This is a genomic window from Escherichia sp. 93.0816, from assembly GCF_013368855.2.
In the GTDB taxonomy this organism is placed as follows: domain Bacteria; phylum Pseudomonadota; class Gammaproteobacteria; order Enterobacterales; family Enterobacteriaceae; genus Escherichia; species Escherichia ruysiae.
This window is the reverse complement of record NZ_JABWNC020000001.1, coordinates 442,046-468,172: the sequence shown is the minus strand read 5'-3', so window position 1 is coordinate 468,172 and position 26,127 is coordinate 442,046. Positions and strand designations below refer to the sequence as shown.

The window sequence follows — 26,127 nt, the reverse complement described above, 5'->3', positions numbered from 1 at the left end:
TAAATAATCGTTGCGCAATCGTAGATTTTTACCCGGTTTTGTTTTTATAATGGTGCGCACTTTTATATACAGAAAAAGAGTGCGACCATGATTGATACCACCCTGCCATTAACCGATATCCATCGCCACCTTGATGGCAACATTCGTCCCCAGACCATCCTTGAACTTGGCCACCAGTATAATATCTCGCTTCCTGCACAGTCCCTGGAAACGTTGATCCCTCACGTTCAGGTCATCGCCAACGAACCCGATCTGGTTAGCTTTCTGACCAAACTCGACTGGGGCGTTAAAGTTCTTGCCACGCTCGACGCCTGCCGTCGCGTGGCGTTTGAAAATATAGAAGATGCCGCCCGTAATGGCCTGCACTATGTTGAACTGCGTTTTTCGCCGGGTTATATGGCGATGGCGCATCAGTTGCCTGTCGCAGGCGTCGTCGAAGCAGTCATTGATGGCGTACGTGAAGGCTGTCGCACCTTTGGCGTGCAGGCGAAACTTATCGGTATTATGAGCCGAACCTTTGGCGAAGCCGCCTGTCAGCAAGAGCTGGAAGCATTTTTAGCTCATCGCGATCAGATTACCGCACTGGATTTAGCCGGTGATGAGCTTGGTTTCCCGGGGAGTCTGTTCCTTTCTCACTTCAATCGCGCGCGTGATGCAGGCTGGCATATTACTGTCCATGCGGGCGAAGCCGCCGGGCCAGAAAGCATCTGGCAGGCTATTCGTGAACTGGGGGCGCAGCGTATTGGACATGGCGTAAAAGCCATTGAAGATCGGGCGCTGATGGATTTCCTCGCTGAACAGCAAATTGGTATTGAATCTTGTCTGACCTCAAATATTCAGACCAGCACCGTAGCGTCTCTGGCGGTACATCCGCTGAAAACGTTCCTTGAGCATGGTATTTGTGCCAGCATTAACACTGACGATCCAGGCGTACAGGGTGTGGATATCATTCACGAATATACCGTTGCCGCGCCGGCTGCTGGGTTATCCCGCGAGCAAATCCGCCAGGCGCAGATTAATGGTCTGGAAATGGCTTTCCTCAGCGCAGAGGAAAAACGCGCACTGAAAGAAAAAGTAGCAGCGAAATAAGAAAATGCCTGATAAGACACGTAAGCGTCGTATCAGGCATTAAACTCATCAAGAATGTCTACATTATTTACGCCAGACACAGCGTCGCGCGATGTTTGGCGGATTCAATGCCCAGCTCAATCAGCTCCATTACCTGGATTGCCTGACTTGCCGGAACCGGATTTTCTCCATCGCCATTCAACGCATCACGAATGGCAGCATAGTAAGCCGGATAATTTCCCGGCACCGTCAGCAGTGTTTCTTCGACACGTTCTTCACCTTCAACGCGGGTAAGTACGCCGTCACGCATATCGTAGCCCCAATCCTCTTGTGGCAGACGCTCGCCATTTTTCAAGCGTTCTTCCTGTGGATCGAGGCCATATTTAATATAGCTGCCGCGAGAGCCATGAACGATATAACGCGCCGACTCTGCCGCCGCCAGCATAGTGCCGTGTAAAATAACCCGCCGCTGTGGATAGGACAAAATGGCGTGGAAATAATCGGTCGACTGCGCTCCTGGGCGTAACTGTGCTAAATCCACGGTCATGCTGACAGGTAAGCCAAACAACGTAATGGCCTGATCGAGCAGATGCGGTGCCAGATCGTACCAGATGCCGCTGCCAGGGCCGCCCTGTTCACGCCAGCGATCGCGTACCTGCGGACGGAAACGATCAAAATGTGACTCAAAGTAAGCAATCTCACCCAGCACACCTTCCGCAAGTAATCCTTTCAGCGTCAGAAAATCGCTGTCCCAGCGACGGTTATGAAACACGGACAACACGCGTCCAAGGCTTTTTGCCAGCGCATCCAGCTCCCGCGCTTGTGACAGTGTCACGGTAAAGGGCTTATCAACGACCACGTGTTTACCCGCTTCCAGCGCCGCTTTCGCTAACGGAAAATGAGTATCGTTGGGCGTAGGAATGACAATCAGGTCAATATTGGGATCATTAAAGAGATGCTTCGGTTCAGAGACAACCGTAACCGTTGGCCAGTCGGCCTTTACTTTTGTTTCGTCACTGCTGGAGATAACTGCCAGCTCCAGCCCGGGCGTGCCCGCAATCAGGGGCGCATGGAAGGTTTTACTCGCATAACCGTACCCAATCAACCCAACACGGATGTTGTCGCTCATGTCATTGCCTCTCATTGAAGTATGATTGCTATTTGACACTATCCTTTACCCTCTCTCAACAGTTTAATAACCTGCCTGCAATAAGGGATGTTATTTAACTTAAGTCAAAAAAATAGCTAATTTTCCGAAGGAAAAAGATAAATATCGCAAAAACATCAGTAAAAATCTTGCTGGAGCAATTATTGCTAAGTAACATTTACGGCCTTAGTTAATGGATCAATCAACATAGATGTGGGCAGTAATGAATCGTCTTATTGAATTAACAGGTTGGATCGTTCTTGTTGTTTCAGTCATTCTTCTTGGCGTGGCGAGTCACATTGACAACTACCAGCCGCCAGAACAGAGTACCCAGGTGCAACACAAGTAATCTCTGCGTTTGCAAGACAACATGCAGCCATTCGGGTGCATGTTTTAACTTGACAGGTATTTAAACCAGGAATTTATTATCTTGCTCGGTGGAGTTGACGATTGTCAGGGATAGTAAAGCGCGTTACTCTTTTATTAGCAGTATTTCATCCCTGAATATTTGCCATCAGCACATTCTTATTATTGTTATAGCAAAAGCGTTCACCGCTGGTGAAATTTTATCATAACATATAATGCCTACCACTTTGGTATTAGTTATTTTATGGATCTTTTATGACTGCTCAGGAATACTTATTAAAGTTTCGTAAAATCAATTCTCTCGAAAGTCTGGAAAAACTCTACGACCACCTTAATTACACCCTGACAGACGATCAGGATATTATCAATATGTATCGCGCAGCCGATCACCGCCGTGCTGAACTGGTCTCTGGCGGTCGATTGTTTGACCTTGGCCAGGTTCCAAAGTCCGTCTGGCACTATGTTCAATAAAGAAAGTAGCGATCGGTTATAAAAGCCTTATAATAACGCCCCTAAAATTAGATTTGCCTGTTTGCTGTCGCTATTCTGGAGAACGTATGACCACCACAACGCCACAACGTATTGGAGGCTGGTTGCTTGGGCCGTTGGCCTGGCTGTTAGTCGCCCTATTGAGTACGACGCTGGCGTTGTTGCTGTACTGTGCAGCGTTATCCTCTCCTCAAACATTTAAAACGCTCGGCGAACAAACACTGACGACGCAAATCTTATGGGGCGTTTCGTTTATTACCGCTATTGCCATGTGGTATTACACCTTGTGGTTAACTATCGCATTCTTTAAACGCCGGCGTTGTGTTCCTAAACACTATATTATCTGGTTACTGATTTCCGTATTACTGGCGGTTAAAGCCTTCGCGTTTTCGCCAGTTGAAGATGGTGTCGCCGTTCGCCAGTTGCTGTTTACTTTGCTGGCAACCGCATTGATCGTCCCCTATTTCAAACGCTCGTCGCGGGTGAAAGCGACGTTTGTGAATCCGTAATAACCTTACAGTTAACCTGTTGTCGCCTGCTCTGGATTAACGGATAATAGGCGGCTTTTTTATTTCAGGCCGAAAAATGACTGACTACCTGTTACTGTTTGTCGGAACTGTACTGGTCAATAACTTTGTACTGGTCAAGTTTCTGGGACTTTGCCCGTTTATGGGCGTTTCCAAAAAGCTGGAAACCGCAATGGGCATGGGGCTGGCAACAACATTTGTGATGACGCTGGCGTCTATTTGCGCCTGGCTTATCGACACGTGGATTTTGATCCCACTCGATCTGATTTACCTGCGCACCCTGGCCTTTATTCTGGTGATTGCCGTGGTCGTGCAGTTCACCGAGATGGTGGTACGTAAAACCAGCCCGGTGCTTTACCGACTGCTGGGGATTTTTCTCCCGCTTATCACCACCAACTGTGCAGTGCTCGGCGTGGCACTGCTGAATATCAATCTCGGACACAATTTCTTGCAGTCGGCACTGTACGGTTTTTCCGCTGCTGTCGGCTTCTCGCTGGTGATGGTGCTTTTCGCCGCCATTCGCGAACGCCTTGCTGTGGCTGATGTCCCGGCACCTTTTCGCGGTAATGCCATTGCTCTCATTACCGCAGGTCTTATGTCTCTGGCCTTTATGGGCTTTAGTGGTTTGGTGAAGTTGTAATGAATGCTATCTGGATTGCCGTTGCCGCCGTGAGCCTGCTGGGTCTGGCGTTTGGCGCCATTCTGGGTTATGCCTCCCGCCGTTTTGCGGTGGAAGACGATCCGGTCGTTGAGAAAATTGACGAAATCTTACCGCAGAGCCAGTGTGGGCAGTGCGGTTATCCTGGCTGTCGCCCGTATGCGGAAGCCATCAGCTGTAACGGTGAAAAAATCAACCGCTGCGCCCCTGGCGGCGAAGCTGTAATGCTAAAAATTGCCGAACTGCTTAATGTCGAGCCGCAGCCGCTGGATGGCGATACGCAAGAGTTGACGCCTGCGCGGATGGTGGCGGTTATTGATGAAAATAACTGTATTGGCTGCACCAAGTGCATTCAGGCGTGTCCGGTAGACGCCATCGTTGGCGCTACCCGTGCCATGCATACGGTAATGAGTGAGCTCTGTACGGGCTGCAATTTATGCGTTGACCCGTGCCCGACGCACTGCATCTCGTTGCAACCGGTCGCAGAAACGCCTGACTCCTGGAAATGGGATCTGAACACCATTCCCGTGCGCATTATTCCCGTGGAACACCATGCTTAAGTTATTCTCTGCATTCAAAAAAAATAAAATCTGGGATTTCAACGGCGGCATCCATCCACCGGAGATGAAAACCCAGTCCAACGGTACTCCCCTGCGCCAGGTTCCACTGGCGCAGCGTTTTGTCATTCCACTGAAACAGCATATTGGCGCTGAAGGTGAGCTGTGCGTTAGCGTCGGCGATAAAGTATTGCGCGGCCAGCCGCTTACCCGTGGTCGCGGCAAAATGCTGCCAGTTCACGCGCCAACTTCTGGCACTGTTACGGCTATTGCGCCCCACTCGACGGCTCATCCTTCAGCCTTAGCTGAATTAAGCGTGATTATTGATGCCGATGGTGAAGATTGCTGGTTCCCACGTGACGGCTGGGCCGATTACCGCTCACGCAGCCGGGAAGAATTAATTGAACGCATTCATCAGTTTGGCGTTGCCGGGCTGGGTGGTGCGGGCTTCCCGACAGGCGCTAAATTGCAGGGCGGCGGCGATAAAATCGAAACCTTGATTATTAACGCAGCCGAGTGCGAACCGTATATTACCGCTGATGACCGTCTGATGCAGGATTGCGCTGCTCAGGTCGTAGAAGGCATTCGCATTCTTGCGCATATTCTACAGCCGCGCGAAATCCTTATCGGTATTGAAGATAACAAACCCCAGGCGATCTCCATGCTTCGCGCGGTGCTGGCGGATTCCCACGATATTTCTCTGCGGGTGATTCCAACCAAATATCCTTCCGGCGGCGCCAAACAGTTAACGTACATCCTGACCGGGAAACAAGTACCGCACGGCGGTCGCTCATCGGATATCGGCGTGTTAATGCAAAACGTTGGTACGGCTTACGCGGTAAAACGCGCAGTAATCGATGGTGAACCGATTACCGAGCGCGTGGTGACGCTGACCGGCGAAGCGATTGCACGTCCGGGCAACGTCTGGGCGCGTCTGGGTACGCCGGTGCGTCATTTATTGAACGATGCCGGATTCTGCCCTTCTGCCGATCAAATGGTGATTATGGGCGGTCCGTTGATGGGCTTTACCTTACCGTGGCTGGATGTACCGGTAGTCAAAATCACCAACTGCCTGTTAGCTCCGTCCGCCAGTGAACTGGGCGAACCACAGGAAGAACAAAGCTGCATCCGCTGTAGCGCCTGTGCCGATGCCTGCCCTGCGGATCTTTTGCCGCAGCAGTTGTACTGGTTCAGCAAAGGTCAACAGCACGACAAAGCCACCACGCATAACATTGCCGACTGCATTGAATGCGGTGCCTGCGCGTGGGTTTGCCCGAGTAATATTCCCCTGGTGCAATATTTCCGTCAGGAAAAAGCCGAGATTGCCGCCATTCGTCAGGAAGAGAAACGCGCCGCAGAAGCTAAAGCGCGTTTTGAAGCTCGTCAGGCACGCCTGGAACGCGAAAAAGCTGCGCGTCTTGAACGACATAAGAGCGCAGCAGTTCAACCGGCAGCCAAAGACAAAGATGCGATTGCTGCCGCACTGGCACGTGTGAAAGAAAAACAAGCTCAGGCCACGCAACCGATTGTGATTAAAGCGGGCGAACGCCCGGATAACAGCACGATTATTGCAGCACGGGAAGCCCGTAAAGCACAGGCCAGAGCAAAACAGGCAGAATTGCAGCAAACTAACGACACCGCAACCGTTGCTGATCCACGTAAAGCGGCAGTAGAAACCGCAATTGCTCGAGCTAAAGCACGCAAGCTGGAACAACAACCTGCTAACGAATTGCCGCATGAACAGGTTGACCCGCGCAAAGCCGCCGTCGAAGCCGCTATTGCCCGCGCCAAAGCACGTAAGCTGGAGCAACAGCAGGCTAACGCAGAACCAGAAGAACAGGTCGACCCGCGCAAGGCCGCCGTTGAAGCTGCTATCGCCCGCGCCAAAGCACGCAAACTGGAACAGCAGCTGGCAAACGCAGAACCAGAAGAACAGGTCGACCCGCGCAAAGCCGCCGTTGAAGCTGCTATCGCCCGCGCCAAAGCACGTAAGCTGGAACAGCAGCAGGCAAACGCAGAACCAGAAGAACAGGTCGATCCACGCAAGGCCGCCGTCGAAGCCGCTATTGCCCGCGCCAAAGCACGCAAACTGGAACAGCAGCAGGCAAACGCAGAACCAGAAGAACAGGTTGACCCGCGCAAAGCGGCAGTTGCTGCGGCTATCTCCCGCGTTCAGGCCAAAAAAGCCGCCCAGCAAAAGGTTGTAAACGAGGACTAAATGGTATTCAGAATAGCTAGCTCCCCTTATACCCATAACCAGCGCCAGACATCGCGCATTATGTTGCTGGTACTGATCGCAGCCGTGCCCGGAATCGCTGCGCAACTTTGGTTTTTTGGCTGGGGTACTCTCGTTCAGATCTTCCTGGCGTCGATCAGTGCACTGTTAGCCGAAGCTCTTGTACTTAAACTGCGCAAACAGCCTGTTTCCACAACCTTGAAAGATAATTCGGCGCTTTTAACAGGGCTGTTACTCGCCGTAAGTATTCCCCCCCTCGCACCGTGGTGGATGGTCGTGCTGGGTACGGTGTTTGCGGTGATCATCGCTAAGCAGTTGTATGGCGGTCTGGGGCAAAACCCGTTTAACCCGGCGATGATTGGCTATGTGGTCTTACTGATCTCCTTCCCGGTGCAGATGACCAGCTGGCTGCCACCGCATGAAATTGCGGTCAACATTCCTGGCTTCATCGACGCCATACAGGTTATCTTCAGCGGTCATACTGCCAGCGGCGGTGATATGAACACGCTACGTTTAGGTATTGATGGCATTAGCCAGGCAACGCCACTGGATACGTTCAAAACTTCTGTCCGCGCCGGTCATTCGGTTGAGCAGATTATGCAGTATCCGATCTACAGCGGTATTCTGGCGGGTGCTGGCTGGCAATGGGTAAACCTCGCCTGGCTGGTTGGCGGCGTGTGGTTGCTATGGCAGAAAGCGATTCGCTGGCATATTCCGGTCAGCTTCTTAGTAACGCTGGCGTTATGCGCAACGTTGGGCTGGTTGTTTTCACCAGAAACACTGGCATCACCGCAAATTCATCTGCTTTCTGGCGCGACCATGCTCGGCGCATTCTTTATTCTGACCGATCCGGTGACCGCTTCTACGACCAATCGTGGTCGTCTGATTTTCGGTGCGCTGGCGGGCTTATTAGTCTGGTTGATCCGCAGTTTCGGCGGCTATCCTGACGGCGTGGCTTTTGCTGTCTTGCTGGCGAACATCACGGTTCCTCTGATCGATTACTACACGCGTCCGCGCGTCTACGGCCATCGCAAAGGATAAACCATGCTGAAAACTATCCGAAAACACGGTATTACACTGGCGCTGTTTGCTGCGGGTTCAACAGGTTTAACGGCGGCCATCAACCAGATGACCAAAACGACGATTGCTGAACAGGCCAGCCTGCAACAAAAGGCGTTATTTGATCAGGTGCTGCCAGCCGAACGCTATAACAATGCGCTGGCGCAGAGTTGCTACCTGGTGACGGCACCAGAGTTAGGTAAAGGTGAGCATCGGGTTTACATCGCTAAACAGGATGACAAGCCGGTAGCCGCCGTTCTGGAAGCGACCGCGCCGGATGGCTATTCCGGTGCGATTCAGCTACTGGTGGGAGCCGATTTTAACGGCACGGTACTTGGCACGCGCGTGACAGAGCACCACGAAACGCCAGGGCTTGGCGATAAAATCGAACTGCGCCTTTCAGACTGGATCACCCATTTTGCAGGTAAAAAAATCAGCGGTGCTGACGACGCACACTGGGCGGTGAAGAAAGATGGTGGTGATTTCGACCAGTTTACTGGCGCGACGATTACGCCTCGCGCGGTGGTGAATGCGGTAAAACGCGCCGGATTGTACGCTCAGACGTTACCGGCACAACTTTCTCAACTTCCTGCCTGTGGAGAATAAACCGTGAGCGAAATTAAAGACGTTATTGTTCAGGGGTTATGGAAGAACAACTCCGCACTGGTTCAGTTGCTTGGCCTCTGCCCGCTGCTGGCGGTTACGTCCACTGCCACCAACGCACTGGGTTTAGGGCTTGCGACGACGCTGGTGCTGACGCTTACCAACCTGACTATCTCGACGCTGCGTCACTGGACGCCAGCTGAGATCCGTATCCCGATCTACGTGATGATCATCGCCTCGGTGGTCAGCGCCGTACAAATGCTGATCAACGCCTACGCCTTCGGCCTGTATCAGTCGTTAGGGATTTTTATTCCGCTGATTGTTACTAACTGTATCGTTGTGGGTCGCGCTGAAGCCTTCGCCGCCAAAAAAGGTCCGGCGCTTTCGGCTCTTGATGGTTTTTCGATAGGGATGGGCGCAACCTGCGCAATGTTCGTGCTGGGTTCACTGCGCGAAATCATCGGCAATGGAACGTTGTTTGACGGTGCTGATGCGCTGTTGGGTAACTGGGCAAAAGTATTGCGGGTGGAGATCTTCCACACTGATTCCCCTTTCCTGCTGGCAATGTTACCACCAGGCGCATTTATTGGTCTGGGACTGATGCTGGCAGTGAAATATCTGATTGATGAAAAAATGAAAAAGCGCCGCGCTGAAGCCGTCGCCGAACGCGACTTGCTGAACGGTGAAACAGGGAATGTCTGATGAACAAAGCAAAACGCCTGGAGATCCTCACACGTCTGCGTGAGAACAATCCTCACCCCACAACCGAGCTTAATTTCAGTTCGCCTTTTGAATTGCTGATCGCCGTACTGCTTTCCGCCCAGGCCACCGATGTCAGCGTTAATAAGGCGACGGCGAAGCTCTACCCGGTGGCTAATACACCTGCAGCAATGCTCGAACTGGGCGTCGAAGGGGTGAAAACCTATATCAAAACTATTGGGCTTTATAACAGCAAAGCGGAAAATATCATAAAGACCTGCCGTATCTTACTGGAACAGCATAATGGCGAAGTTCCGGAAGATCGCGCGGCGCTTGAAGCTTTGCCAGGCGTAGGACGTAAAACAGCTAATGTGGTGTTGAATACCGCTTTCGGCTGGCCGACCATCGCTGTAGATACCCACATTTTCCGTGTCTGCAACCGCACCCAATTTGCACCAGGAAAAAATGTCGAGCAGGTCGAGGAAAAATTGCTGAAAGTGGTGCCAGCAGAATTTAAAGTCGATTGCCACCACTGGTTAATTCTTCACGGGCGTTATACATGCATTGCCCGCAAGCCGCGCTGTGGCTCCTGCATTATTGAAGATCTTTGTGAATACAAAGAGAAAGTTGACATCTGACACAAATGGGTAGCGTCGTCTACCCATCCATTACCTTTCCTTATCTTCTTCAAAAACATCCTTCTAACGTTAATGATGCCGCCTCGCTGCGGCATCATCAGGCAATCCGTTTGTGAATAACCAAAAATGCAGGTTAATTGTTTTTTTAATAGCGAAATTTTCTATCCATTCGTGATCAAGATCACACTGATGCTGAAATGTAAAAACAATGCATTTTAAAAGTTAAATTTGACAAAGCATTGATTCAATCCGTCCTGAAACCTACAAAACATTACACTGGCTATTTTTCAGATAATGGACTATCCCACTACATAAAACACCTTATAGCAGAACATATCGCCAAACTGGAATTATTACCCTATCTCAGTAGTGAAAAAATCTGCCGTTACGTTTTTTGAAAAATTTAACGCTGGATAACATTTCCCGGAGCCGATGAATTCCCCACGCCAGTTATATGTAACAGATTATTACAAAAGACTTGTCTGAAAGTGCAAGATAGTGAACATTACCTGCCGTTTCCCCTCCCACTATAACAATTGCGCGTATGTTTTTTAGACATCACGCGAGAAAGCACCCCCGTTAATATGGGATGTAAAAAAAGAGGTAAAAGTGTCCACTGCAAACCAAAAACCAACAGAAAGCGTTAGTTTGAACGCTTTCAAACAACCGAAGGCGTTCTATCTCATCTTCTCGATTGAGTTATGGGAACGTTTTGGTTATTACGGCCTACAAGGAATTATGGCTGTCTACCTGGTTAAACAACTGGGTATGTCTGAAGCGGATTCAATCACCCTTTTCTCTTCCTTTAGCGCCCTGGTTTATGGTCTGGTCGCTATCGGCGGCTGGTTAGGTGACAAGGTACTGGGTACTAAACGCGTTATTATGCTTGGTGCTATTGTACTGGCCATTGGTTATGCGCTGGTTGCATGGTCTGGTCACGACGCCGGTATCGTCTATATGGGTATGGCGGCCATTGCCGTAGGTAACGGCCTGTTTAAAGCCAACCCGTCTTCGCTGCTCTCTACTTGCTATGAGAAAAACGACCCGCGTCTGGACGGTGCATTTACCATGTACTATATGTCCGTCAACATCGGTTCTTTCTTCTCTATGATTGCAACCCCATGGCTGGCTGCCAAATATGGCTGGAGCGTCGCGTTCGCCCTTAGCGTAGTAGGTCTGTTAATCACTATCGTTAACTTCGCCTTCTGCCAACGCTGGGTTAAGCAGTACGGTTCAAAACCTGACTTTGAACCAGTCAACTACCGTAACCTGCTGCTGACCATTATTGGTGTTGTGGCTCTGATCGCGGTTGCAACCTGGCTGCTGCACAACCAGGAAGTTGCACGTATGGCGCTGGGCGTTGTTGCCCTGGGTATCGTGGTTATCTTCGGTAAAGAAGCCTTTGCAATGAAAGGTGCCGCACGTCGTAAAATGATCGTTGCCTTCATCCTGATGCTTGAAGCAATCATCTTCTTCGTGCTGTACAGCCAGATGCCGACGTCGCTGAACTTCTTTGCGATTCGTAACGTTGAACACACTATTCTGGGTCTGGCCGTTGAGCCAGAGCAGTATCAGGCGCTGAACCCGTTCTGGATCATCATTGGTAGCCCGATTCTCGCCGCTATCTATAACAAGATGGGCGATACCCTGCCGATGCCGACCAAGTTTGCAATCGGTATGGTGATGTGCTCTGGTGCGTTCCTGATCCTGCCGCTGGGTGCGAAATTCGCGTCTGACGCCGGTATCGTTTCTGTAAGCTGGCTGGTAGCTAGTTACGGCCTGCAGAGTATCGGTGAACTGATGATCTCTGGTCTGGGTCTGGCGATGGTTGCACAGCTCGTTCCGCAGCGTCTGATGGGCTTCATTATGGGTAGCTGGTTCCTGACCACTGCCGGTGCAAACCTGATTGGTGGTTATGTTGCGGGTATGATGGCTGTTCCGGATAACGTAACCGATCCGCTGATGTCGCTGGAAGTGTATGGTCGCGTGTTCTTGCAGATTGGTGTCGCCACTGCCGTTATTGCTGTGCTGATGCTGCTGACCGCGCCGAAACTGCATCGCATGACCCAGGACGATGCTGCAGACAAAGCGGCGAAAGCTGCCGTAGCGTAAATTTCAGGGAAACTCTTTTACAAGCCGCTAACTTTTCGTTAGCGGCTTTTTTTTTGTTCAGCAACGCACTACCATACTTTAAACCACAGCCAAAAGGAGTTACCGATGAAACTGTTCTACAAACCGGGCGCCTGCTCTCTTGCTTCCCATATCACCCTGCGTGAGAGCGGAAAGGACTTTACGCTCGTCAGTGTGGATTTGATGAAAAAACGTCTCGAGAACGGTGATGATTACTTTGCCATTAACCCTAAGGGACAGGTTCCTGCGTTGCTGCTGGACGATGGTACTTTGCTGACGGAAGGCGTAGCAATTATGCAGTATCTTGCCGACAGTGTTCCCGACCGCCAGTTGCTGGCATCGGTAAACAGTATTTCTCGCTATAAAACCATCGAATGGCTGAACTATATCGCCACCGAATTGCATAAAGGGTTCACACCACTGTTCCGCCCGGATACCCCGGAAGAGTATAAACAGGCTGCCCGTGCACAACTGGAGAAAAAGCTACAGTATGTTAACGACGCGCTGAAAGATGAGCACTGGATCTGCGGGCAACGTTTCACCATCGCTGATGCCTATCTGTTTACGGTTCTGCGCTGGGCATATGCGGTGAAACTGAATCTGGAGGGTTTAGAGCACATTGCAGCCTTTATGCAGCGTATGGCTGAAAGGCCTGCGGTGAAAGCCGCGTTAACGGCGGAAGGGTTGCAGTAATCGTCATCGGCCCACAGGAAGCTGTGGGCCAAGGTATTTCAGAGCTTCGTTGCGCTGAAATAGTGTTCCGGTTTGGCTATACGATCTTGCGCGGCAACCACCTGCAGCTCATATTCCTGCATTGCTTTGGTGGTCACCATAATTTCGTATACTGCAGCCGTCACGTGTTCCAGTGCCTCTTGCAGCGTTGCCCCCTGCAACAATTTCACCAGCAGTAAACCGCTCGTCACATCACCAACGCCTACCGGCTGGCGCGTACCGAAATCGACCAGCGGACGGCTGATATGCCAGGCTTCATCGGCAGTAACCAGCAGCATTTCAAAACGATCTGTGCTGTAGCCCGCACGCGCCAGGTGTTTAACCAATACGATTTGTGGCCCTTGCGCAATAAGCTCACGCGCAGCTTTAACGGCCTCTTCGACGTTATGTACTGGATGTTCACAAAGAATTTCCAGCTCGACCAGATTCGGCGCGATGATATCGCTGGCTGGCATACCGTGACGGACATGAAATTCCGCCACGCCCGGCGCAACGATGCAACCTTTTTCCGGGTGCCCCATTACTGGATCGCAAAAATATTTCGCTTGTGGATTCGCCGCTTTTACCTGACGGACAATACCGAGGATATGTTCGCCCTGCTCTGCCGATCCCAGATAACCACTGAGTACGGCATCACAGGTGTGTAATTTATCAATGGCGGCAATGCCCTGAACAATTTCGGTTAAATGGCTGGGCGGCATCACACAGCCAGTCCATTTGCCGTATTGAGTGTGATTAGAAAATTGAACGGTATTCAGCGGCCAGACATTCGCGCCCAGGCGGCGCATCGGAAACTCTGCCGCACTGTTACCCGCATGACCATAAACAACGTGAGACTGGATAGCGAGAATATTTTTCATTGTGTTCCCTGTATAAAAATCAGGGGAGTGATTTCTCACTCCCCCTTTCCACTTAGTGCATTATTTCCAGCAAATCAGACAGTAATTCTTTTTGCCGCGACGCAGTAAGGTATAACGACCAAACAGGCGATCTTCTTCTTTAAAGAAGTATTCAGGATCGGACTGTTTTTCACCGTTAATGGTGATGGCATTGGATGCGATAGTTTTACGCGCCTGTCCACGGGATGGTTGCAGTTCAGAATCGACCAGCGCCTGCATCAGATCAGCGCCTTTTTCCATCTCAACCATCGGTACGCCGTCCTGCGCCAGCTGTTCAAAGTCCGCTTCGCTAAGCGCACTCAAGGAACCGCTGAACAGACATTCGGTAATACGTTTCGCGGCTTGCAAACCTTCTTCACCGTGAACCAGACGCGTCACCTGCTCCGCCAGCACATACTGGGCGCGCGGTGCTTTGCCGCTGTTTTTATCTTCTTCTTCTAGGGCATTGATCTCTTCAATGCTCATGAAGGTGAAGAACTTCAGGAAGCGGTAAACGTCGGCATCAGCGGTGTTGATCCAGAACTGGTAGAACTTATACGGACTGGTCTTCTTCGGATCCAGCCATACTGCGCCGCCTTCAGTTTTACCAAATTTGGTGCCGTCAGCCTTGGTGATCAGCGGAACGGTCAGGCCAAACACCTGATTCTGATGCAGACGACGGGTCAGATCGATACCAGAGGTGATGTTACCCCACTGGTCAGAACCGCCAATCTGCAACGTAACACCATACTGTTTATTCAGACAGGCAAAGTCATAGCCCTGCAACAGGTTGTAAGAAAACTCGGTGAACGAAATACCCTGATCTTCACGGTTGAGACGCTGCTTAACCGCTTCTTTGTTGATCATCTGGTTAACGGAGAAGTGCTTACCGATATCGCGCAGGAAGGTCAGCACATTCATATTGCCGAACCAGTCATAGTTGTTCGCGGCGATAGCAGAGTTTTCTCCACAGTCGAAATCGAGGAACGGGGCAACCTGCTTGCGGATTTTGTCCACCCACTCCTGAACAGTTTCTTCGGTGTTCAGCTTACGCTCGGCAGCTTTGAAGCTTGGGTCGCCAATCAGACCTGTCGCGCCGCCTACCAGCGCAACCGGCTTGTGGCCCGCCTGCTGGAAGCGTTTCAGGCATAACAATGGAACAAGATGCCCCAAATGCAAGCTGTCAGCGGTAGGATCGAAGCCGCAATAGAGCGCGATCGGGCCTTGCGCCAGTCGCTCTGCTAACGCTTCTTCGTCCGTCACCTGGGCCACCAGCCCCCGCTCTTGCAATTGTTTAATCAAGTTACTGCTTGCCATCAAAATCTCCATGTATATAACGACTGCACCTTTGCCGGTACACGACTTTTCGCCAGATGCGAAAGAGACATAGAATAAAGTGCCGGAATCAGGAGTGCCAGCGATTAAAGCAAGATTTTTGCATCTTTTCAGGGTGCGAGACGATCGATTTTCCACGCCTCATTTTCACGCTGGTACAAAAAGCGGTCATGCAGACGATGCTCACCGCCCTGCCAGAACTCAACCTGCTCAAGACTTACGCGAAAACCGCCCCAGAAACTCGGTAACGGGACGTCGCCCTGCTGAAACTTCTGCTTCAGCTCAAGGAATTTGCTCTCAAGGATCCCTCGCGCGGAAATACGGCTGGACTGCTTAGATACCCACGCGCCAATCTGGCTATCGCGCGGACGACTATGAAAATATTTCATCACTTCGAGAGTCGAAAGACGCTCCGCTTTACCGGTCACCATCACCTGGCGTTCAAGAGTATGCCACGGGAAAAGCAGGCTAACACGAGGGTTATTTTCGATTTGATGCGCTTTGCGACTGCCGAGATTGGTGTAAAACACCATCCCTTTTTCGTCGTAATGTTTGAGTAACACGATGCGCTGATAAGGCTGACCATGTTCATCAACGGTTGCGACGACCATCGCGGTGGGGTCAACCAGTTTGGCTTCACAGGCCTGGGAGAGCCAGCGTTCAAAAAGGGTTAAAGGATCGGCGGGAAGATCGCGGCGGCGTAAACCGCCTTTGGTGTATTCACGGCGCAGATGCGCGATTTGCTGCAATTCGTCGTTATCAGACATGGTTTTCTTTACGGATTGTCAGTGGGTGACGCTATTGTGCGCCGCCCCTGGAAAAATCTCAACGCTGCGGATTTTGTAACTGACAGTTATTCAAGACGATGCGGTCACGCTTATAGACCGTTGCCTCATCACCTTTTGACCAGAAAACATAAATGCCATCGGTATAACGTGCGCCAGAGGCTGAAATGCCCTGTTTAAGGTGAATTAATTGATTGTCGTAGACAAAACTGACTTCCTGACGCGGATTATTCAGTTTTACCGTCAACGGTTTTTCATCACACTGGTATTCCAGCGTATCAGTTTGCATACGTTCAACCAGTTGATTAAACGCGCCACAGCCAGTGAGAAGCACCGGCAAACAGATCAGTAACAGTTTTTTCATAAACACATCCCGAAGACTTTCCTGGTCCGGAGAGCAAAACGCTCTCCTCAACTTCCAAGTGTAACGGCAGACGCAGTAGGAAAAATTCAGTTAACTCTGATATCGCGGGTTTGCAGGGAAAATTGCGCCCAGCACCGTCGCCTCGCTTGCGCCGGTGACCGAAGGCAGGTTGCCTGGCAGCCCCGCCAGCGTCCGCCAGGCAAGCCACGCGAAGGCCAATGCTTCCATGTCATCACCACTAATGCCGACGGCGTCAGTGGTAGTCACTTCGGTTCCTGGCAGCAAGGCAGCAAGTCGCGTCATCACCAATGGATTACGGCTTCCGCCACCACAGACCATCAAACGATCGCAGCCGCCACTCAATAATACCTGTTCAGAAATGGTCACGGCGGTAAGTTCCGCCAGCGTCGCCTGGACATCACGCGCATCAACACCCGGGAAATGGCGCAAATGCCGTTCCAGCCAACCGTAGTTAAAGTATTCGCGCCCGGTGCTTTTCGGCGCGGATTGGGAAAAATACGCATCACTAAGCATATTCTGCAACAGGGGCAAAATGACTTTCCCCCCCCGCGCCCACTCAGCGTCTTTATCGTAAGGTTTACCGGCCTGACGCCAGATCCACGCATCCATCAACATGTTACCCGGCCCGGTATCGTACCCCCCCACCGGCTGCCCTGGAATCAACAACGACAAATTGGCGATACCACCAATGTTGAGAACCATTCGCCGCTCCGTCGGATGAGCCAGTAATGCGTGATGAAACGCTGGCACCAGCGGCGCCCCCTGCCCACCTAAGGCAATATCGCGACGGCGAAAATCACCAACGACAGTAATTTCAGTGCGCGCCACAATTTGATTGTTATCACCAATCTGTAGAGTATGCGGCGCAACGCCTGTGGGTTCGTGCCAGACAGTCTGTCCGTGACACCCGATGGCGACGATATCTTTTGACTGCAAATTTTCTTGCTTGAGCAGTGCGTTAACGGCATCGGCAAACAAACGACCAAGTTGAGTATCCAGTTGACCGAACTGAGAAAGCGTAAGCTGCTGCCCCTGACAAATATCCAGTACTGCTTGTTTAAGTGATGGGGGAATCGGCCAGCTCAAACTTGCCAACTGCGCCACCCTGTGTTCATCGATAGTCGCCAGTACAACATCGACACCATCCAGGCTAGTACCTGACATTACGCCAATAAAGCGGCCTGATTTCATAGTTCATCCTTTTTCAACCTGTCGTTTGCGCTCCACTCAAACACAAACCTCTCACGAATTCCATGCATGAGCGCCGATTTTTACCATTACCAGGAAAACATTATATTCATATCAATAATTACTATGAATGTTTTGTTTATACTTGGTTAACCGTATTCTAATTATGATTCCATCATGTTTTAGTGGAACATGTAATCATAGTTATACCAATGCCATTTACTTTGGCCATGAGGGATGCTTGTGAGGCGTTTCATGGTAATCAGGAGATTTTTCAATGATTAAGCGCGTACTGGTTGTATCAATGGTAGGTCTGTCTCTTGTCGGTTGTGTTAATAACGATACCCTTTCTGGCGATGTCTATACCGCCTCTGAAGCGAAGCAAGTGCAGAATGTCAGCTATGGCACAATCGTTAATGTACGACAGGTACAAATTCAGGGCGGTGATGATTCCAACGTTATCGGCGCAATTGGCGGTGCGGTTCTCGGTGGCTTCCTTGGGAATACCGTTGGTGGCGGAACAGGGCGTTCTCTGGCAACTGCGGCAGGCGCTATCGCAGGTGGCGTAGCTGGTCAGGGCGTGCAGAGCGCAATGAACAAAACTCAGGGTGTGGAGTTGGAAATTCGTAAAGATGATGGCAACACCATTATGGTGGTACAGAAACAGGGCAATACCCACTTCTCTCCGGGACAACGTGTTATTCTGGCCAGCAACGGTAGCCAGGTGACGGTTTCCCCGCGCTAAACAAGTTGACGTGTGGTCAGGTCACTGACCACACGCCCCTTTCATTTCACCCTTTGGCCTGTAACTCAGTGATATTATGCTCAAGTTTTGCAATGAGTTTAATCAACTGTTCTACTTCCTCTGCGGAAATTCCATGCAATATTTCCGCCCGGGTTTTGTTAATAACCGCTTCCATTTCGCTAATCAGCGGCTCCGCTTTTTCCGTCAGTTTAATACGTTTAGCCCGACGATCGCTGGCGCAAGTTTGACGCGAAATTAACCCTTTTTCTTCCAGTTGGTCCAGCGTACGAACCAGTGAAGGCTGCTCAATGCCGATCGCTTTTGCCAGTTGAATTTGCGACTGGTCTGGAGGTAACTGATGAATATTGTGCAACGTTACCCAATGGGTTTGCGTTAACTCCAGCGGTTTCAGGCGATGGTCTATCAGAGCACGCCATATGCGCACCAACCGTGCCAGATCAGAACCTAGTGGCGATTCCAATTTCATCTCCTTATAATTAGCTTGCTAAGATATTATACAGCTTTTAGAATAGTGTGCAGCAATTGTATTGCTAAAACAAATGTATTGCTGCATTTGCTTACCGTCAGACATGCTTTTCAGAAATTGCGCGTAACTTTTTCGCACTTAAAGAATATTTATTAATCTAACGCAATATATTCGGTCGTAAAGGAATCTATTTTGTGAAGTTTATGCTCAATACAACGGGATTGCCCTTACAAGATCTGGTGTTCGGTGCGTCCGTCTATTTTCCTCCGTTTTTCAAAGCGTTCTCGCTTGGATTTGTCCTCTGGCTTGTCATACACCGCCTGCTTCGCGGCTGGATCTACGCCGGTGACATCTGGCATCCCTTGTTAATGGATTTATCGCTGTTTGCGATTTGCGTTTGCCTTGCTCTGGCAATACTGATTGCGTGGTAACTATGTCAATTAAAACAATTAAGTATTTCTCAACAATTATTGTAGCGGTTGTTGCGATTCTTGCCGGATGGTGGCTATGGAACTATTACATGCAGTCACCGTGGACACGCGATGGAAAAATACGTGCAGAACAGGTTTCTATCACGCCACAGGTGTCTGGACGTATTGTTGCGATGAATATAAAAGACAACCAGTTGGTTAATGCTGGTGATATTTTGCTCACCATCGATAAAACGCCCTTTCAGATAGCCGAACTGAACGCCCGGGCACAGTTAACGAAAGCGCAATCTGACCTCGCCAAAGCCAATAACGAAGCTAACCGTCGCCGTCATCTCTCACAAAACTTTATCTCTGCCGAAGAGCTGGATACCGCTAACCTCAATGTTAAAGCGATGCAGGCCAGTGTTGATGCCGCACAGGCGACGCTTAAACAGGCACAATGGCAACTGGCGCAAACGGAAATTCGCGCTCCGGTGAGTGGATGGATAACTAATCTCACTACTCGCATCGGCGACTACGCCGACACCGGAAAACCCCTGTTTGCCCTGGTGGATAGCCATTCGTTTTACGTCATTGGTTATTTTGAAGAAACCAAATTGCGCCATATCCACGATGGTGCACCAGCGCAAATTACGCTCTATAGCGATAACAAAACGTTACAGGGTCACGTTTCCAGTATCGGTCGGGCGATTTATGATCAGAGCGTTGAAAGTGATTCCAGCCTGATTCCGGATGTGAAACCTAACGTCCCCTGGGTGCGTCTCGCCCAACGCGTTCCGGTCCGCTTTGCTCTGGATAAAGTCCCCAGCGATGTCACGCTGGTGTCGGGCACCACCTGTAGCATCGCCGTAGGTCAATAATGAGCGCATCGCCATGGTTCTTGCGCAATTTGCCCTGGTTCAGGGCCACGCTGGCGCAATGGCGTTATGCGTTACGCAATACCATTGCCATGTGCCTGGCGCTGACGGTTGCCTATTATTTAAATCTCGATGAACCCTACTGGGCGATGACCTCGGCTGCGGTGGTAAGCTTTCCCACCGTTGGCGGAGTCATCAGCAAAAGTCTCGGACGCATCGCTGGTAGTTTGCTGGGAGCCATTGCGGCACTGATTCTTGCCGGGCATACGCTTAACGAGCCGTGGTTTTTTCTATTGAGTATGTCGGCGTGGCTTGGCTTTTGTACCTGGGCTTGCGCGCACTTCACGAATAACGTGGCGTATGCCTTCCAACTGGCGGGCTACACTGCGGCCATTATCGCCTTTCCGATGGTCAATATCACGGAAGCAAGCCAGTTATGGGATATCGCTCAGGCGCGCGTTTGCGAAGTCATCGTCGGTATTCTCTGCGGTGGCATGATGATGATGATCCTGCCGAGTAGTTCCGACGCCACCGCGCTTTTAACCGCGTTGAAAAACATGCATGCCCGTTTACTGGAACATGCCAGCCTGCTCTGGCAGCCTGAAACAACCGATGCCATTCGCACTGCACATGAAGGAATCATTGGGCAAATATTAACCATGAATTTGCTGCGCATTCAGGCGTTCTGGAGTCACTATCGTTTCCGCCAGCAAAATGCACGCCTGAATGCGCTACTTCACCAGCAATTACGCATGACCAGCGTCATCTCCAGCCTGCGACGTATGTTGCTCAACTGGTCATCAACGCCCGCCGCCACACGTGAAATTCTCGAACAGTTGCTGACGGCGCTTGCCAGTTCGCAAACTGATTTTTACACCGTCGCACGTATCATTGCCCCACTGCGCCCAACCAACTTAGCCGACTATCGGCACGTCGCCTTCTGGCAGCGACTACGCTATTTTTGCCGCCTTTATCTGCAAAGTAGTCAGGAACTACATCGTCTGGAAAGCGGTACAGATGATAGAGCCAGACTCCCACGAACAGCCGGCCTGGCACGTCATACCGATAACGCCGAAGCTATGTGGAGTGGACTGCGCACATTTTGTACGTTGATGATAATTGGCGCATGGAGTATTGCCTCGCAATGGGATGCCGGTGCCAATGCATTAACACTGGCAGCAATTAGCTGCGTACTCTACTCCGCCGTCGCGGCACCGTTTAAGTCACTGTCGCTACTTATGCGCACGCTGGTATTACTTTCGCTATTTAGCTTTGTGGTTAAGTTTGGTCTGATGGTTCAGATTAGCGATCTGTGGCAATTTTTGCTGTTTCTCTTCCCGCTACTGGCAACGATGCAACTTCTCAAATTACAGATGCCCAAATTTGCCGCGCTGTGGGGACAACTGATTGTATTTATGGGTTCGTTCATCGCTGTCACTAACCCACCGGTGTATGATTTTGCTGACTTTCTTAACGATAATCTGGCGAAAATTGTTGGCGTGGCGCTGGCGTGGTTAGCGTTCGCCATTCTGCGTCCAGGATCGGATGCCCGTAAAAGCCGTCGTCATATTCGCGCACTGCGCCGGGATTTTGTCGACCAACTAAGCCGCCATCCAATCCTGAGTGAAAGCGAATTTGAATCGCTTACTTATCACCACGTTAGTCAGTTGAGCAACAGCCAGGATGCACTGGCTCGCCGTTGGTTATTACGCTGGGGCGTGGTGCTGCTGAACTGTTCACATGTTGTCTGGCAATTGCGGGACTGGGAGTCGCGTTCCGATCCGTTATCGCGAGTGCGGGATAACTGTATTTTGCTGTTGCGGGGAGTAATGAGTGAGCGTGGCGTTCAGCAAAAATCACTGGCGGCCACACTTGAAGAATTACAGCGGATATGCGATAGCCTTGCCCACCATCATCAACCCGCTGCCCGTGAGCTGGCGGCGATTGTCTGGCGTCTGTACTGCTCGCTTTCGCAACTTGAGCAAGCGCCGCCGCAAGGTACGCTGACCTCTTAATTACTTAATAACACCACAGGCATAGCGTTCACCGCCACCGCCCAGCGGTTTTGGTTGATCGGACATATTATCGCCGCCAACGTGGATCATCAGCGCCTTATCTTTGATTTCATCAAGTGATTTCAGACGAGGTGCAATGACGGCATCGGTTGCTTTACCGTCATTGTTAACCACTAATGCAGGCAGATCGCCTAAGTGTCCTGCACCTTCTGGCCCTTCATGCTTACCGGTATTTTGTGGATCAAGATGTCCGCCTGCGGATTCTGCGGCGCTGGCTTTGCCATCTTTCGTTGCTGGCTGGCAGCTTCCTTTGGCATGAATATGGAAGCCATGCTCACCGGGTGGTAATGCTTTCAGATCGGGCGAAAACTCCAGACCTTTATCGGTTTCAGTAATCGTTACACTACCGATTGACTGCCCAACCCCTTGCGACGTGACGAGGTTCATCTCGACTTTTTCACTGGCAGCTTGTGCGCCGGTTGCAACAACCAGCGCCAGAATGGCCAGACTAAAACGTTTCATAGGACCTCCGTTCAATGTGCATATCCGTTAAGTGTAAACCAGTGACACATATTTGAACGGCGGCTATTCCTAAAAGTGTTTACGGTACGTCGTAACCCAGTGCCGCTTTACGGATACGGAACCATTGTTGGCGGGTCATTTTCAATGCTTCCGCTTCGACAGCAGCCCGCACACGCTCAATTTTACCGGAGCCGATAATCGGCAGCGGCTGCGATGGCAGACGCAATATCCAGGCATAAACCACCTGCTCGATAGAGCCCGCGTTTAATTCTTCCGCCACCACAGCAAGTTCATCACGTAGCGGCCTGAAATAATCATCATTAAACAGACGACCACCGCCAAGACAAGACCAGGCCATCGGGCGAATACGCAGTTGTTGCAGTTGATCAAGCGTGCCATCCAGCAGTAACGGCTGATGCACCGGGGATATTTCCACCTGATTAGTGGCAAGGGTAAACGGCAGACGCGATTGCAACAGCGCAAATTGCGCAGGCGTGAAGTTGGATACGCCAAAATGGCGTACTTTTCCGCTCTGATGCAGATGTTTAAACGCATCTGCCACTTCATCGGCATCCATGAGCGGGTCGGGGCGATGGATCAGCAGCAGATCCAGATGATCGGTCGCAAGATTAATCAGCGACTGTTCGGCGCTCTTAATGATGTGATCGCGGTCAGTGATGTAATGACCAATGACGTTTTCTTCACGCGCGGTCGTCGCGATACCGCATTTGCTGACAATTTCCATTCGTTCACGCAAATGAGGCGCCAGTTTCAACGCCTCGCCAAACGCCGCTTCGCACTGATAACCGCCATAAATATCAGCGTGGTCCACGGTAGTCACGCCGAGATCCAGATGCTCTTCAATAAAACTGACTAACTGGCGAGCGGACATATTCCAGTCCATCAGTCGCCAGTAGCCCATCACGAAACGGGAAAACTCCGGGCCTTGCGGCGCAATAGTAATACGCTGAACCATAATCGCTTCCTCTTATCAGATATGAGAGGAGTATACGCAAGATTAGGCTCAAAAGAGTGATGGTTGCTCCGGTTCGTCTGATGACGCTGGCTTATTTGCATGTAATTTACGCATAAGTCGTTGCCGACAAAGGCGCAGCACCTCTTGTTTTTCGCCATCACTCATTTTATTCCAGTTAAAACGCTCATCCCGGCTACGAAAACAGCCGCGACAAAATCCGCGTTCATCAGACTGGCAAATTCCCCGGCACGGGCTCTGGACGGGAAAGAACTCTAATTGCTCCGCCATTTCGCCCTCCTGAGATGAGATTATTACCACTATTGAAGCTGTTAATGCCCAAAGTAGCAACTTTGCTTGCACTAGACCGACTGGTCTACTACACTCGAACGCATGAACAAACACACCGAACATGATACTCGCGAACACCTCCTGGCTACGGGTGAGCAACTTTGCCTGCAACGTGGATTCACCGGGATGGGATTAAGCGAGTTACTGAAAATCGCTGAAGTGCCGAAAGGGTCGTTCTATCACTACTTTCGCTCTAAAGAAGCGTTTGGCGTTGCCATGCTTGAGCGCCATTACGCGGCATATCACCTGCGACTAACGGAGTTGCTGCAATCCGGCGAAGGTAACTACCGCGACCGCATTCTGGCTTATTACCAGCAGACGCTTAACCAGTTTTGCCAGCATGGAACTATCAGCGGATGCCTGACAGTAAAGCTCTCTGCCGAAGTGTGTGACCTGTCAGAAGATATGCGCAGCGCAATGGACAAAGGCACACGCCAGGTAATCGCCCTGCTCGCCCAGGCACTGGAAAATGGCCGTGCCAGCCACTGTTTAACCTTTTGTGGCGAACCGCTGCAACAGGCGCAAGTACTTTACGCGCTGTGGCTGGGCGCAAATCTGCAGGCCAAAATTTCGCGCAGTTCCGGGCCACTGGAAAACGCACTGACACATGTAAAAACCATTATTGCGACGCCTGCCGTTTAGCAGGCATTTTTTCATCACCAGACGACCGGGAGCCTTTATGTCATCTGAAAAACTGTATTCTCCACTAAAAGTGGGCACGATCACGGTGGCAAACCGTATTTTTATGGCCCCTCTGACGCGTCTGCGCAGCATTGAACCGGGTGATATCCCTACTCCGTTAATGGCGGAATACTATCGCCAACGTGCCAGTGCCGGTTTGATTATTAGCGAAGCCACTCAAGTTTCCGCTCAGGCAAAAGGGTATGCGGGCGCACCTGGCATTCATAGCCCGGAGCAAATCGCGGCGTGGAAAAAAATCACCGCTGGTGTTCATGCTGAAAATGGTCATATCGCCGTACAGCTTTGGCATACGGGGCGCATTTCTCACGCCAGCCTGCAACCTGGCGGCCAGGCTCCGGTAGCACCTTCGGCACTTAGTGCGGGAACCCGTACTTCTCTGCGCGATGAAAATGGTCAGGCGATCCGCGTCGAGACATCTATGCCGCGTGCACTGGAGCTGGAAGAGATTCCGGGCATCGTCAACGATTTCCGTCAGGCCATCGCTAACGCCCGTGAAGCCGGTTTTGATCTGGTGGAGCTTCACTCCGCTCACGGTTACTTACTGCATCAGTTCCTGTCGCCTTCTTCAAACCATCGTACCGATCAGTACGGCGGCAGCGTGGAAAATCGTGCACGCCTGGTACTGGAAGTCGTTGATGCCGGAATAAAAGAATGGGGTGCCGATCGCATTGGCATTCGCGTTTCGCCAATCGGGACTTTCCAGAATACCGATAACGGCCCGAATGAAGAAGCCGATGCGCTGTACCTGATTGAACAACTGGGCAAGCGCGGCATTGCTTATCTGCATATGTCAGAACCAGACTGGGCAGGCGGCAAACCATATACCGAGGCTTTCCGCGAAAAAGTACGCGCCCGTTTCCACGGTCCAATTATCGGGGCTGGTGCATATACAGTAGAAAAAGCAGAAACGCTGATCGGCAAAGGGTTAATTGATGCGGTGGCATTTGGTCGCGACTGGATTGCGAATCCGGATCTGGTTGCCCGCCTGCAGCGCAAAGCCGAACTTAACCCACAGCGTGCTGAAAGTTTCTATGGCGGCGGTGCGGAAGGCTATACCGATTACCCTACGCTGTAATCCAACATTGCGAGCGGCGCAAAGCCGCCGCTATACTAAAACAACATTTTGAATCTGTTAGCCATTTTGAGGATATAAAAATGCGTCTTCTTCACACCATGCTGCGCGTTGGCGATCTGCAACGCTCCATCGATTTTTATACCAACGTGCTGGGCATGAAACTGCTGCGTACCAGCGAAAACCCGGAATACAAATACTCACTGGCGTTTGTTGGCTACGGCCCGGAAACCGAAGAAGCGGTGATTGAACTGACCTACAACTGGGGCGTGGATAAATACGAACTCGGCACCGCTTATGGTCATATCGCCCTTAGCGTTGATAACGCCGCTGAAGCGTGCGAAAAAATCCGTCAGAACGGCGGCAACGTGACCCGTGAAGCCGGCCCGGTAAAAGGTGGCACTACGGTTATCGCATTTGTGGAAGATCCGGACGGTTATAAAATTGAATTGATCGAAGAGAAAGACGCCGGTCGCGGTCTGGGCAACTAAT

Annotated in this window: 30 protein-coding genes; 20 read left to right on the top strand and 10 right to left on the bottom strand. The window is 51.0% G+C overall.

Going from position 1 to position 26,127, the window contains the following annotated elements:
* Positions 1-87 precede the first annotated feature (87 nt).
* On the top strand, positions 88-1,089 hold the full coding sequence (gene add, locus HEM79_RS02410; protein ID WP_176241105.1) for an adenosine deaminase: 1,002 nt from the start codon (positions 88-90) through the stop codon (positions 1,087-1,089).
* 67 nt (positions 1,090-1,156) lie between these two features.
* Here the strand turns inward: add and HEM79_RS02405 are convergent, their stop codons facing one another.
* On the bottom strand, positions 1,157-2,197 hold the full coding sequence (locus HEM79_RS02405; RefSeq protein WP_105284837.1) for an oxidoreductase: 1,041 nt from the start codon (positions 2,195-2,197) through the stop codon (positions 1,157-1,159).
* 241 nt (positions 2,198-2,438) lie between these two features.
* Between HEM79_RS02405 and blr the strand changes: the two genes are divergently transcribed.
* The 12 genes from blr to gstA all read left to right on the top strand — a co-directional run bounded on the left by blr (position 2,439) and on the right by gstA (position 12,870).
* Positions 2,439-2,564, top strand: coding sequence for a division septum protein Blr (gene blr, locus HEM79_RS02400; RefSeq protein WP_032155957.1), 126 nt, complete (start codon positions 2,439-2,441; stop codon positions 2,562-2,564).
* A gap of 272 nt (positions 2,565-2,836) precedes the next feature.
* Positions 2,837-3,052: a transcription modulator YdgT gene (gene ydgT, locus HEM79_RS02395; protein WP_000126621.1), complete on the top strand. Its 216-nt coding sequence runs from the start codon at positions 2,837-2,839 to the stop codon at positions 3,050-3,052.
* 86 nt (positions 3,053-3,138) lie between these two features.
* Complete coding sequence (locus tag HEM79_RS02390) at positions 3,139-3,579, top strand: DUF2569 domain-containing protein (protein WP_010352892.1); 441 nt, start codon at positions 3,139-3,141, stop codon at positions 3,577-3,579.
* A gap of 76 nt (positions 3,580-3,655) precedes the next feature.
* Positions 3,656-4,237 carry an electron transport complex subunit RsxA gene (gene rsxA, locus HEM79_RS02385; protein WP_000133181.1) on the top strand — a complete coding sequence of 194 codons (582 nt, stop codon included), beginning with the start codon at positions 3,656-3,658 and terminating at the stop codon, positions 4,235-4,237.
* Positions 4,237-4,815 (top strand): electron transport complex subunit RsxB, encoded by a 579-nt coding sequence (rsxB, locus tag HEM79_RS02380; RefSeq protein WP_176241106.1) that lies wholly within the window; start codon positions 4,237-4,239, stop codon positions 4,813-4,815. Before rsxA ends, rsxB begins: the two co-directional genes overlap by 1 nt.
* Positions 4,808-7,030: an electron transport complex subunit RsxC gene (gene rsxC / locus HEM79_RS02375; protein WP_183082698.1), complete on the top strand. Its 2,223-nt coding sequence runs from the start codon at positions 4,808-4,810 to the stop codon at positions 7,028-7,030. The genes rsxB and rsxC overlap by 8 nt, the downstream gene beginning before the upstream one ends.
* Positions 7,031-8,089, top strand: a complete 1,059-nt coding sequence (gene rsxD / locus HEM79_RS02370) for an electron transport complex subunit RsxD (protein WP_176241108.1) — start codon at positions 7,031-7,033, stop codon at positions 8,087-8,089. It begins immediately after the preceding gene.
* Positions 8,090-8,092: 3 nt separating this feature from the next.
* Positions 8,093-8,713, top strand: coding sequence for an electron transport complex subunit RsxG (rsxG, locus tag HEM79_RS02365; protein ID WP_000920784.1), 621 nt, complete (start codon positions 8,093-8,095; stop codon positions 8,711-8,713).
* 3 nt (positions 8,714-8,716) lie between these two features.
* Positions 8,717-9,412 (top strand): electron transport complex subunit RsxE, encoded by a 696-nt coding sequence (gene rsxE, locus HEM79_RS02360; RefSeq protein ID WP_176241109.1) that lies wholly within the window; start codon positions 8,717-8,719, stop codon positions 9,410-9,412.
* On the top strand, positions 9,412-10,047 hold the full coding sequence (gene nth, locus HEM79_RS02355; RefSeq protein ID WP_001030339.1) for an endonuclease III: 636 nt from the start codon (positions 9,412-9,414) through the stop codon (positions 10,045-10,047). Before rsxE ends, nth begins: the two co-directional genes overlap by 1 nt.
* 609 nt (positions 10,048-10,656) lie before the next feature.
* Positions 10,657-12,159, top strand: coding sequence for a dipeptide/tripeptide permease DtpA (gene dtpA / locus HEM79_RS02350; RefSeq protein ID WP_000100947.1), 1,503 nt, complete (start codon positions 10,657-10,659; stop codon positions 12,157-12,159).
* A 105-nt stretch (positions 12,160-12,264) separates the two neighbouring features.
* Complete coding sequence (gene gstA / locus HEM79_RS02345) at positions 12,265-12,870, top strand: glutathione transferase GstA (protein ID WP_000765735.1); 606 nt, start codon at positions 12,265-12,267, stop codon at positions 12,868-12,870.
* A gap of 38 nt (positions 12,871-12,908) precedes the next feature.
* Here gstA and pdxY read toward each other — a convergent pair whose 3' ends face one another.
* From pdxY to anmK, 5 genes are all read right to left on the bottom strand, one after another.
* Positions 12,909-13,769, bottom strand: a complete 861-nt coding sequence (pdxY, locus tag HEM79_RS02340; protein ID WP_000789757.1) for a pyridoxal kinase PdxY — start codon at positions 13,767-13,769, stop codon at positions 12,909-12,911.
* A 60-nt stretch (positions 13,770-13,829) separates the two neighbouring features.
* On the bottom strand, positions 13,830-15,104 hold the full coding sequence (gene tyrS / locus HEM79_RS02335) for a tyrosine--tRNA ligase (RefSeq protein ID WP_001516333.1): 1,275 nt from the start codon (positions 15,102-15,104) through the stop codon (positions 13,830-13,832).
* 128 nt (positions 15,105-15,232) lie between these two features.
* Positions 15,233-15,889, bottom strand: a complete 657-nt coding sequence (gene pdxH, locus HEM79_RS02330) for a pyridoxamine 5'-phosphate oxidase (RefSeq protein ID WP_001282324.1) — start codon at positions 15,887-15,889, stop codon at positions 15,233-15,235.
* Between the two features lie 58 nt (positions 15,890-15,947).
* A complete protein-coding gene (gene mliC, locus HEM79_RS02325) occupies positions 15,948-16,271 on the bottom strand; it encodes a C-type lysozyme inhibitor (RefSeq protein WP_000734947.1) in 324 nt (107 codons plus the stop codon).
* A 90-nt stretch (positions 16,272-16,361) separates the two neighbouring features.
* Positions 16,362-17,483 (bottom strand): anhydro-N-acetylmuramic acid kinase, encoded by a 1,122-nt coding sequence (anmK, locus tag HEM79_RS02320; RefSeq protein WP_176241110.1) that lies wholly within the window; start codon positions 17,481-17,483, stop codon positions 16,362-16,364.
* Positions 17,484-17,757: 274 nt separating this feature from the next.
* Here anmK and slyB point away from each other — a divergent pair, with 274 nt between their 5' ends.
* Positions 17,758-18,225 carry an outer membrane lipoprotein SlyB gene (gene slyB, locus HEM79_RS02315; protein ID WP_000597203.1) on the top strand — a complete coding sequence of 156 codons (468 nt, stop codon included), beginning with the start codon at positions 17,758-17,760 and terminating at the stop codon, positions 18,223-18,225.
* A 46-nt stretch (positions 18,226-18,271) separates the two neighbouring features.
* Here the strand turns inward: slyB and slyA are convergent, their stop codons facing one another.
* Entirely contained in the window at positions 18,272-18,706 is a 435-nt protein-coding gene (gene slyA / locus HEM79_RS02310) for a transcriptional regulator SlyA (RefSeq protein WP_016158207.1), read from the bottom strand.
* Positions 18,707-18,906: 200 nt separating this feature from the next.
* Between slyA and HEM79_RS02305 the strand changes: the two genes are divergently transcribed.
* The 3 genes from HEM79_RS02305 to HEM79_RS02295 are packed head-to-tail and all read left to right on the top strand — an operon-like array spanning position 18,907 to position 22,015.
* Positions 18,907-19,143: a DUF1656 domain-containing protein gene (locus tag HEM79_RS02305; protein WP_021550723.1), complete on the top strand. Its 237-nt coding sequence runs from the start codon at positions 18,907-18,909 to the stop codon at positions 19,141-19,143.
* A 2-nt stretch (positions 19,144-19,145) separates the two neighbouring features.
* Positions 19,146-20,003 (top strand): efflux RND transporter periplasmic adaptor subunit, encoded by an 858-nt coding sequence (locus HEM79_RS02300; RefSeq protein WP_176241111.1) that lies wholly within the window; start codon positions 19,146-19,148, stop codon positions 20,001-20,003.
* Complete coding sequence (locus tag HEM79_RS02295; RefSeq protein WP_176241112.1) at positions 20,003-22,015, top strand: FUSC family protein; 2,013 nt, start codon at positions 20,003-20,005, stop codon at positions 22,013-22,015. The genes HEM79_RS02300 and HEM79_RS02295 overlap by 1 nt, the downstream gene beginning before the upstream one ends.
* Here HEM79_RS02295 and sodC read toward each other — a convergent pair whose 3' ends face one another.
* The 3 genes from sodC to HEM79_RS02280 all read right to left on the bottom strand — a co-directional run bounded on the left by sodC (position 22,016) and on the right by HEM79_RS02280 (position 23,801).
* Complete coding sequence (gene sodC, locus HEM79_RS02290; protein WP_000819797.1) at positions 22,016-22,537, bottom strand: superoxide dismutase [Cu-Zn] SodC; 522 nt, start codon at positions 22,535-22,537, stop codon at positions 22,016-22,018.
* A gap of 79 nt (positions 22,538-22,616) precedes the next feature.
* Entirely contained in the window at positions 22,617-23,513 is an 897-nt protein-coding gene (locus HEM79_RS02285; RefSeq protein ID WP_000250648.1) for an aldo/keto reductase, read from the bottom strand.
* A gap of 48 nt (positions 23,514-23,561) precedes the next feature.
* Positions 23,562-23,801, bottom strand: a complete 240-nt coding sequence (locus HEM79_RS02280) for a DUF1289 domain-containing protein (protein ID WP_176241113.1) — start codon at positions 23,799-23,801, stop codon at positions 23,562-23,564.
* A gap of 102 nt (positions 23,802-23,903) precedes the next feature.
* On the opposite strand from HEM79_RS02280, the gene nemR reads away from it, so the two are divergent.
* The 3 genes from nemR (at position 23,904) to gloA (ending at position 26,126) form a co-directional block, all read left to right on the top strand.
* Positions 23,904-24,503 carry a DNA-binding transcriptional regulator NemR gene (gene nemR / locus HEM79_RS02275; RefSeq protein ID WP_176241114.1) on the top strand — a complete coding sequence of 200 codons (600 nt, stop codon included), beginning with the start codon at positions 23,904-23,906 and terminating at the stop codon, positions 24,501-24,503.
* Positions 24,504-24,540: 37 nt separating this feature from the next.
* On the top strand, positions 24,541-25,638 hold the full coding sequence (gene nemA / locus HEM79_RS02270) for an N-ethylmaleimide reductase (protein ID WP_176241115.1): 1,098 nt from the start codon (positions 24,541-24,543) through the stop codon (positions 25,636-25,638).
* An 80-nt stretch (positions 25,639-25,718) separates the two neighbouring features.
* Positions 25,719-26,126: a lactoylglutathione lyase gene (gloA, locus tag HEM79_RS02265; protein WP_001237802.1), complete on the top strand. Its 408-nt coding sequence runs from the start codon at positions 25,719-25,721 to the stop codon at positions 26,124-26,126.
* Position 26,127 lies beyond the last annotated feature (1 nt).

Excerpts from the sequence above, each read along its gene's own strand:
- add (WP_176241105.1), top strand. The coding sequence starts at position 88 with ATGATTGATACCACCCTGCCATTAACCGATATCCATCGCCACCTTGAT.
- HEM79_RS02405 (WP_105284837.1), bottom strand. The coding sequence starts at position 2,197 with ATGAGCGACAACATCCGTGTTGGGTTGATTGGGTACGGTTATGCGAGT.
- blr (WP_032155957.1), top strand. The coding sequence starts at position 2,439 with ATGAATCGTCTTATTGAATTAACAGGTTGGATCGTTCTTGTTGTTTCA.
- ydgT (WP_000126621.1), top strand. The coding sequence starts at position 2,837 with ATGACTGCTCAGGAATACTTATTAAAGTTTCGTAAAATCAATTCTCTC.
- HEM79_RS02390 (WP_010352892.1), top strand. The coding sequence starts at position 3,139 with ATGACCACCACAACGCCACAACGTATTGGAGGCTGGTTGCTTGGGCCG.
- rsxA (WP_000133181.1), top strand. The coding sequence starts at position 3,656 with ATGACTGACTACCTGTTACTGTTTGTCGGAACTGTACTGGTCAATAAC.
- rsxB (WP_176241106.1), top strand. The coding sequence starts at position 4,237 with ATGAATGCTATCTGGATTGCCGTTGCCGCCGTGAGCCTGCTGGGTCTG.
- rsxC (WP_183082698.1), top strand. The coding sequence starts at position 4,808 with ATGCTTAAGTTATTCTCTGCATTCAAAAAAAATAAAATCTGGGATTTC.
- rsxD (WP_176241108.1), top strand. The coding sequence starts at position 7,031 with ATGGTATTCAGAATAGCTAGCTCCCCTTATACCCATAACCAGCGCCAG.
- rsxG (WP_000920784.1), top strand. The coding sequence starts at position 8,093 with ATGCTGAAAACTATCCGAAAACACGGTATTACACTGGCGCTGTTTGCT.
- nth (WP_001030339.1), top strand. The coding sequence starts at position 9,412 with ATGAACAAAGCAAAACGCCTGGAGATCCTCACACGTCTGCGTGAGAAC.
- gstA (WP_000765735.1), top strand. The coding sequence starts at position 12,265 with ATGAAACTGTTCTACAAACCGGGCGCCTGCTCTCTTGCTTCCCATATC.
- pdxY (WP_000789757.1), bottom strand. The coding sequence starts at position 13,769 with ATGAAAAATATTCTCGCTATCCAGTCTCACGTTGTTTATGGTCATGCG.
- tyrS (WP_001516333.1), bottom strand. The coding sequence starts at position 15,104 with ATGGCAAGCAGTAACTTGATTAAACAATTGCAAGAGCGGGGGCTGGTG.
- pdxH (WP_001282324.1), bottom strand. The coding sequence starts at position 15,889 with ATGTCTGATAACGACGAATTGCAGCAAATCGCGCATCTGCGCCGTGAA.
- mliC (WP_000734947.1), bottom strand. The coding sequence starts at position 16,271 with ATGAAAAAACTGTTACTGATCTGTTTGCCGGTGCTTCTCACTGGCTGT.
- anmK (WP_176241110.1), bottom strand. The coding sequence starts at position 17,483 with ATGAAATCAGGCCGCTTTATTGGCGTAATGTCAGGTACTAGCCTGGAT.
- slyB (WP_000597203.1), top strand. The coding sequence starts at position 17,758 with ATGATTAAGCGCGTACTGGTTGTATCAATGGTAGGTCTGTCTCTTGTC.
- HEM79_RS02300 (WP_176241111.1), top strand. The coding sequence starts at position 19,146 with ATGTCAATTAAAACAATTAAGTATTTCTCAACAATTATTGTAGCGGTT.
- HEM79_RS02295 (WP_176241112.1), top strand. The coding sequence starts at position 20,003 with ATGAGCGCATCGCCATGGTTCTTGCGCAATTTGCCCTGGTTCAGGGCC.
- sodC (WP_000819797.1), bottom strand. The coding sequence starts at position 22,537 with ATGAAACGTTTTAGTCTGGCCATTCTGGCGCTGGTTGTTGCAACCGGC.
- HEM79_RS02285 (WP_000250648.1), bottom strand. The coding sequence starts at position 23,513 with ATGGTTCAGCGTATTACTATTGCGCCGCAAGGCCCGGAGTTTTCCCGT.
- HEM79_RS02280 (WP_176241113.1), bottom strand. The coding sequence starts at position 23,801 with ATGGCGGAGCAATTAGAGTTCTTTCCCGTCCAGAGCCCGTGCCGGGGA.
- nemR (WP_176241114.1), top strand. The coding sequence starts at position 23,904 with ATGAACAAACACACCGAACATGATACTCGCGAACACCTCCTGGCTACG.
- nemA (WP_176241115.1), top strand. The coding sequence starts at position 24,541 with ATGTCATCTGAAAAACTGTATTCTCCACTAAAAGTGGGCACGATCACG.
- gloA (WP_001237802.1), top strand. The coding sequence starts at position 25,719 with ATGCGTCTTCTTCACACCATGCTGCGCGTTGGCGATCTGCAACGCTCC.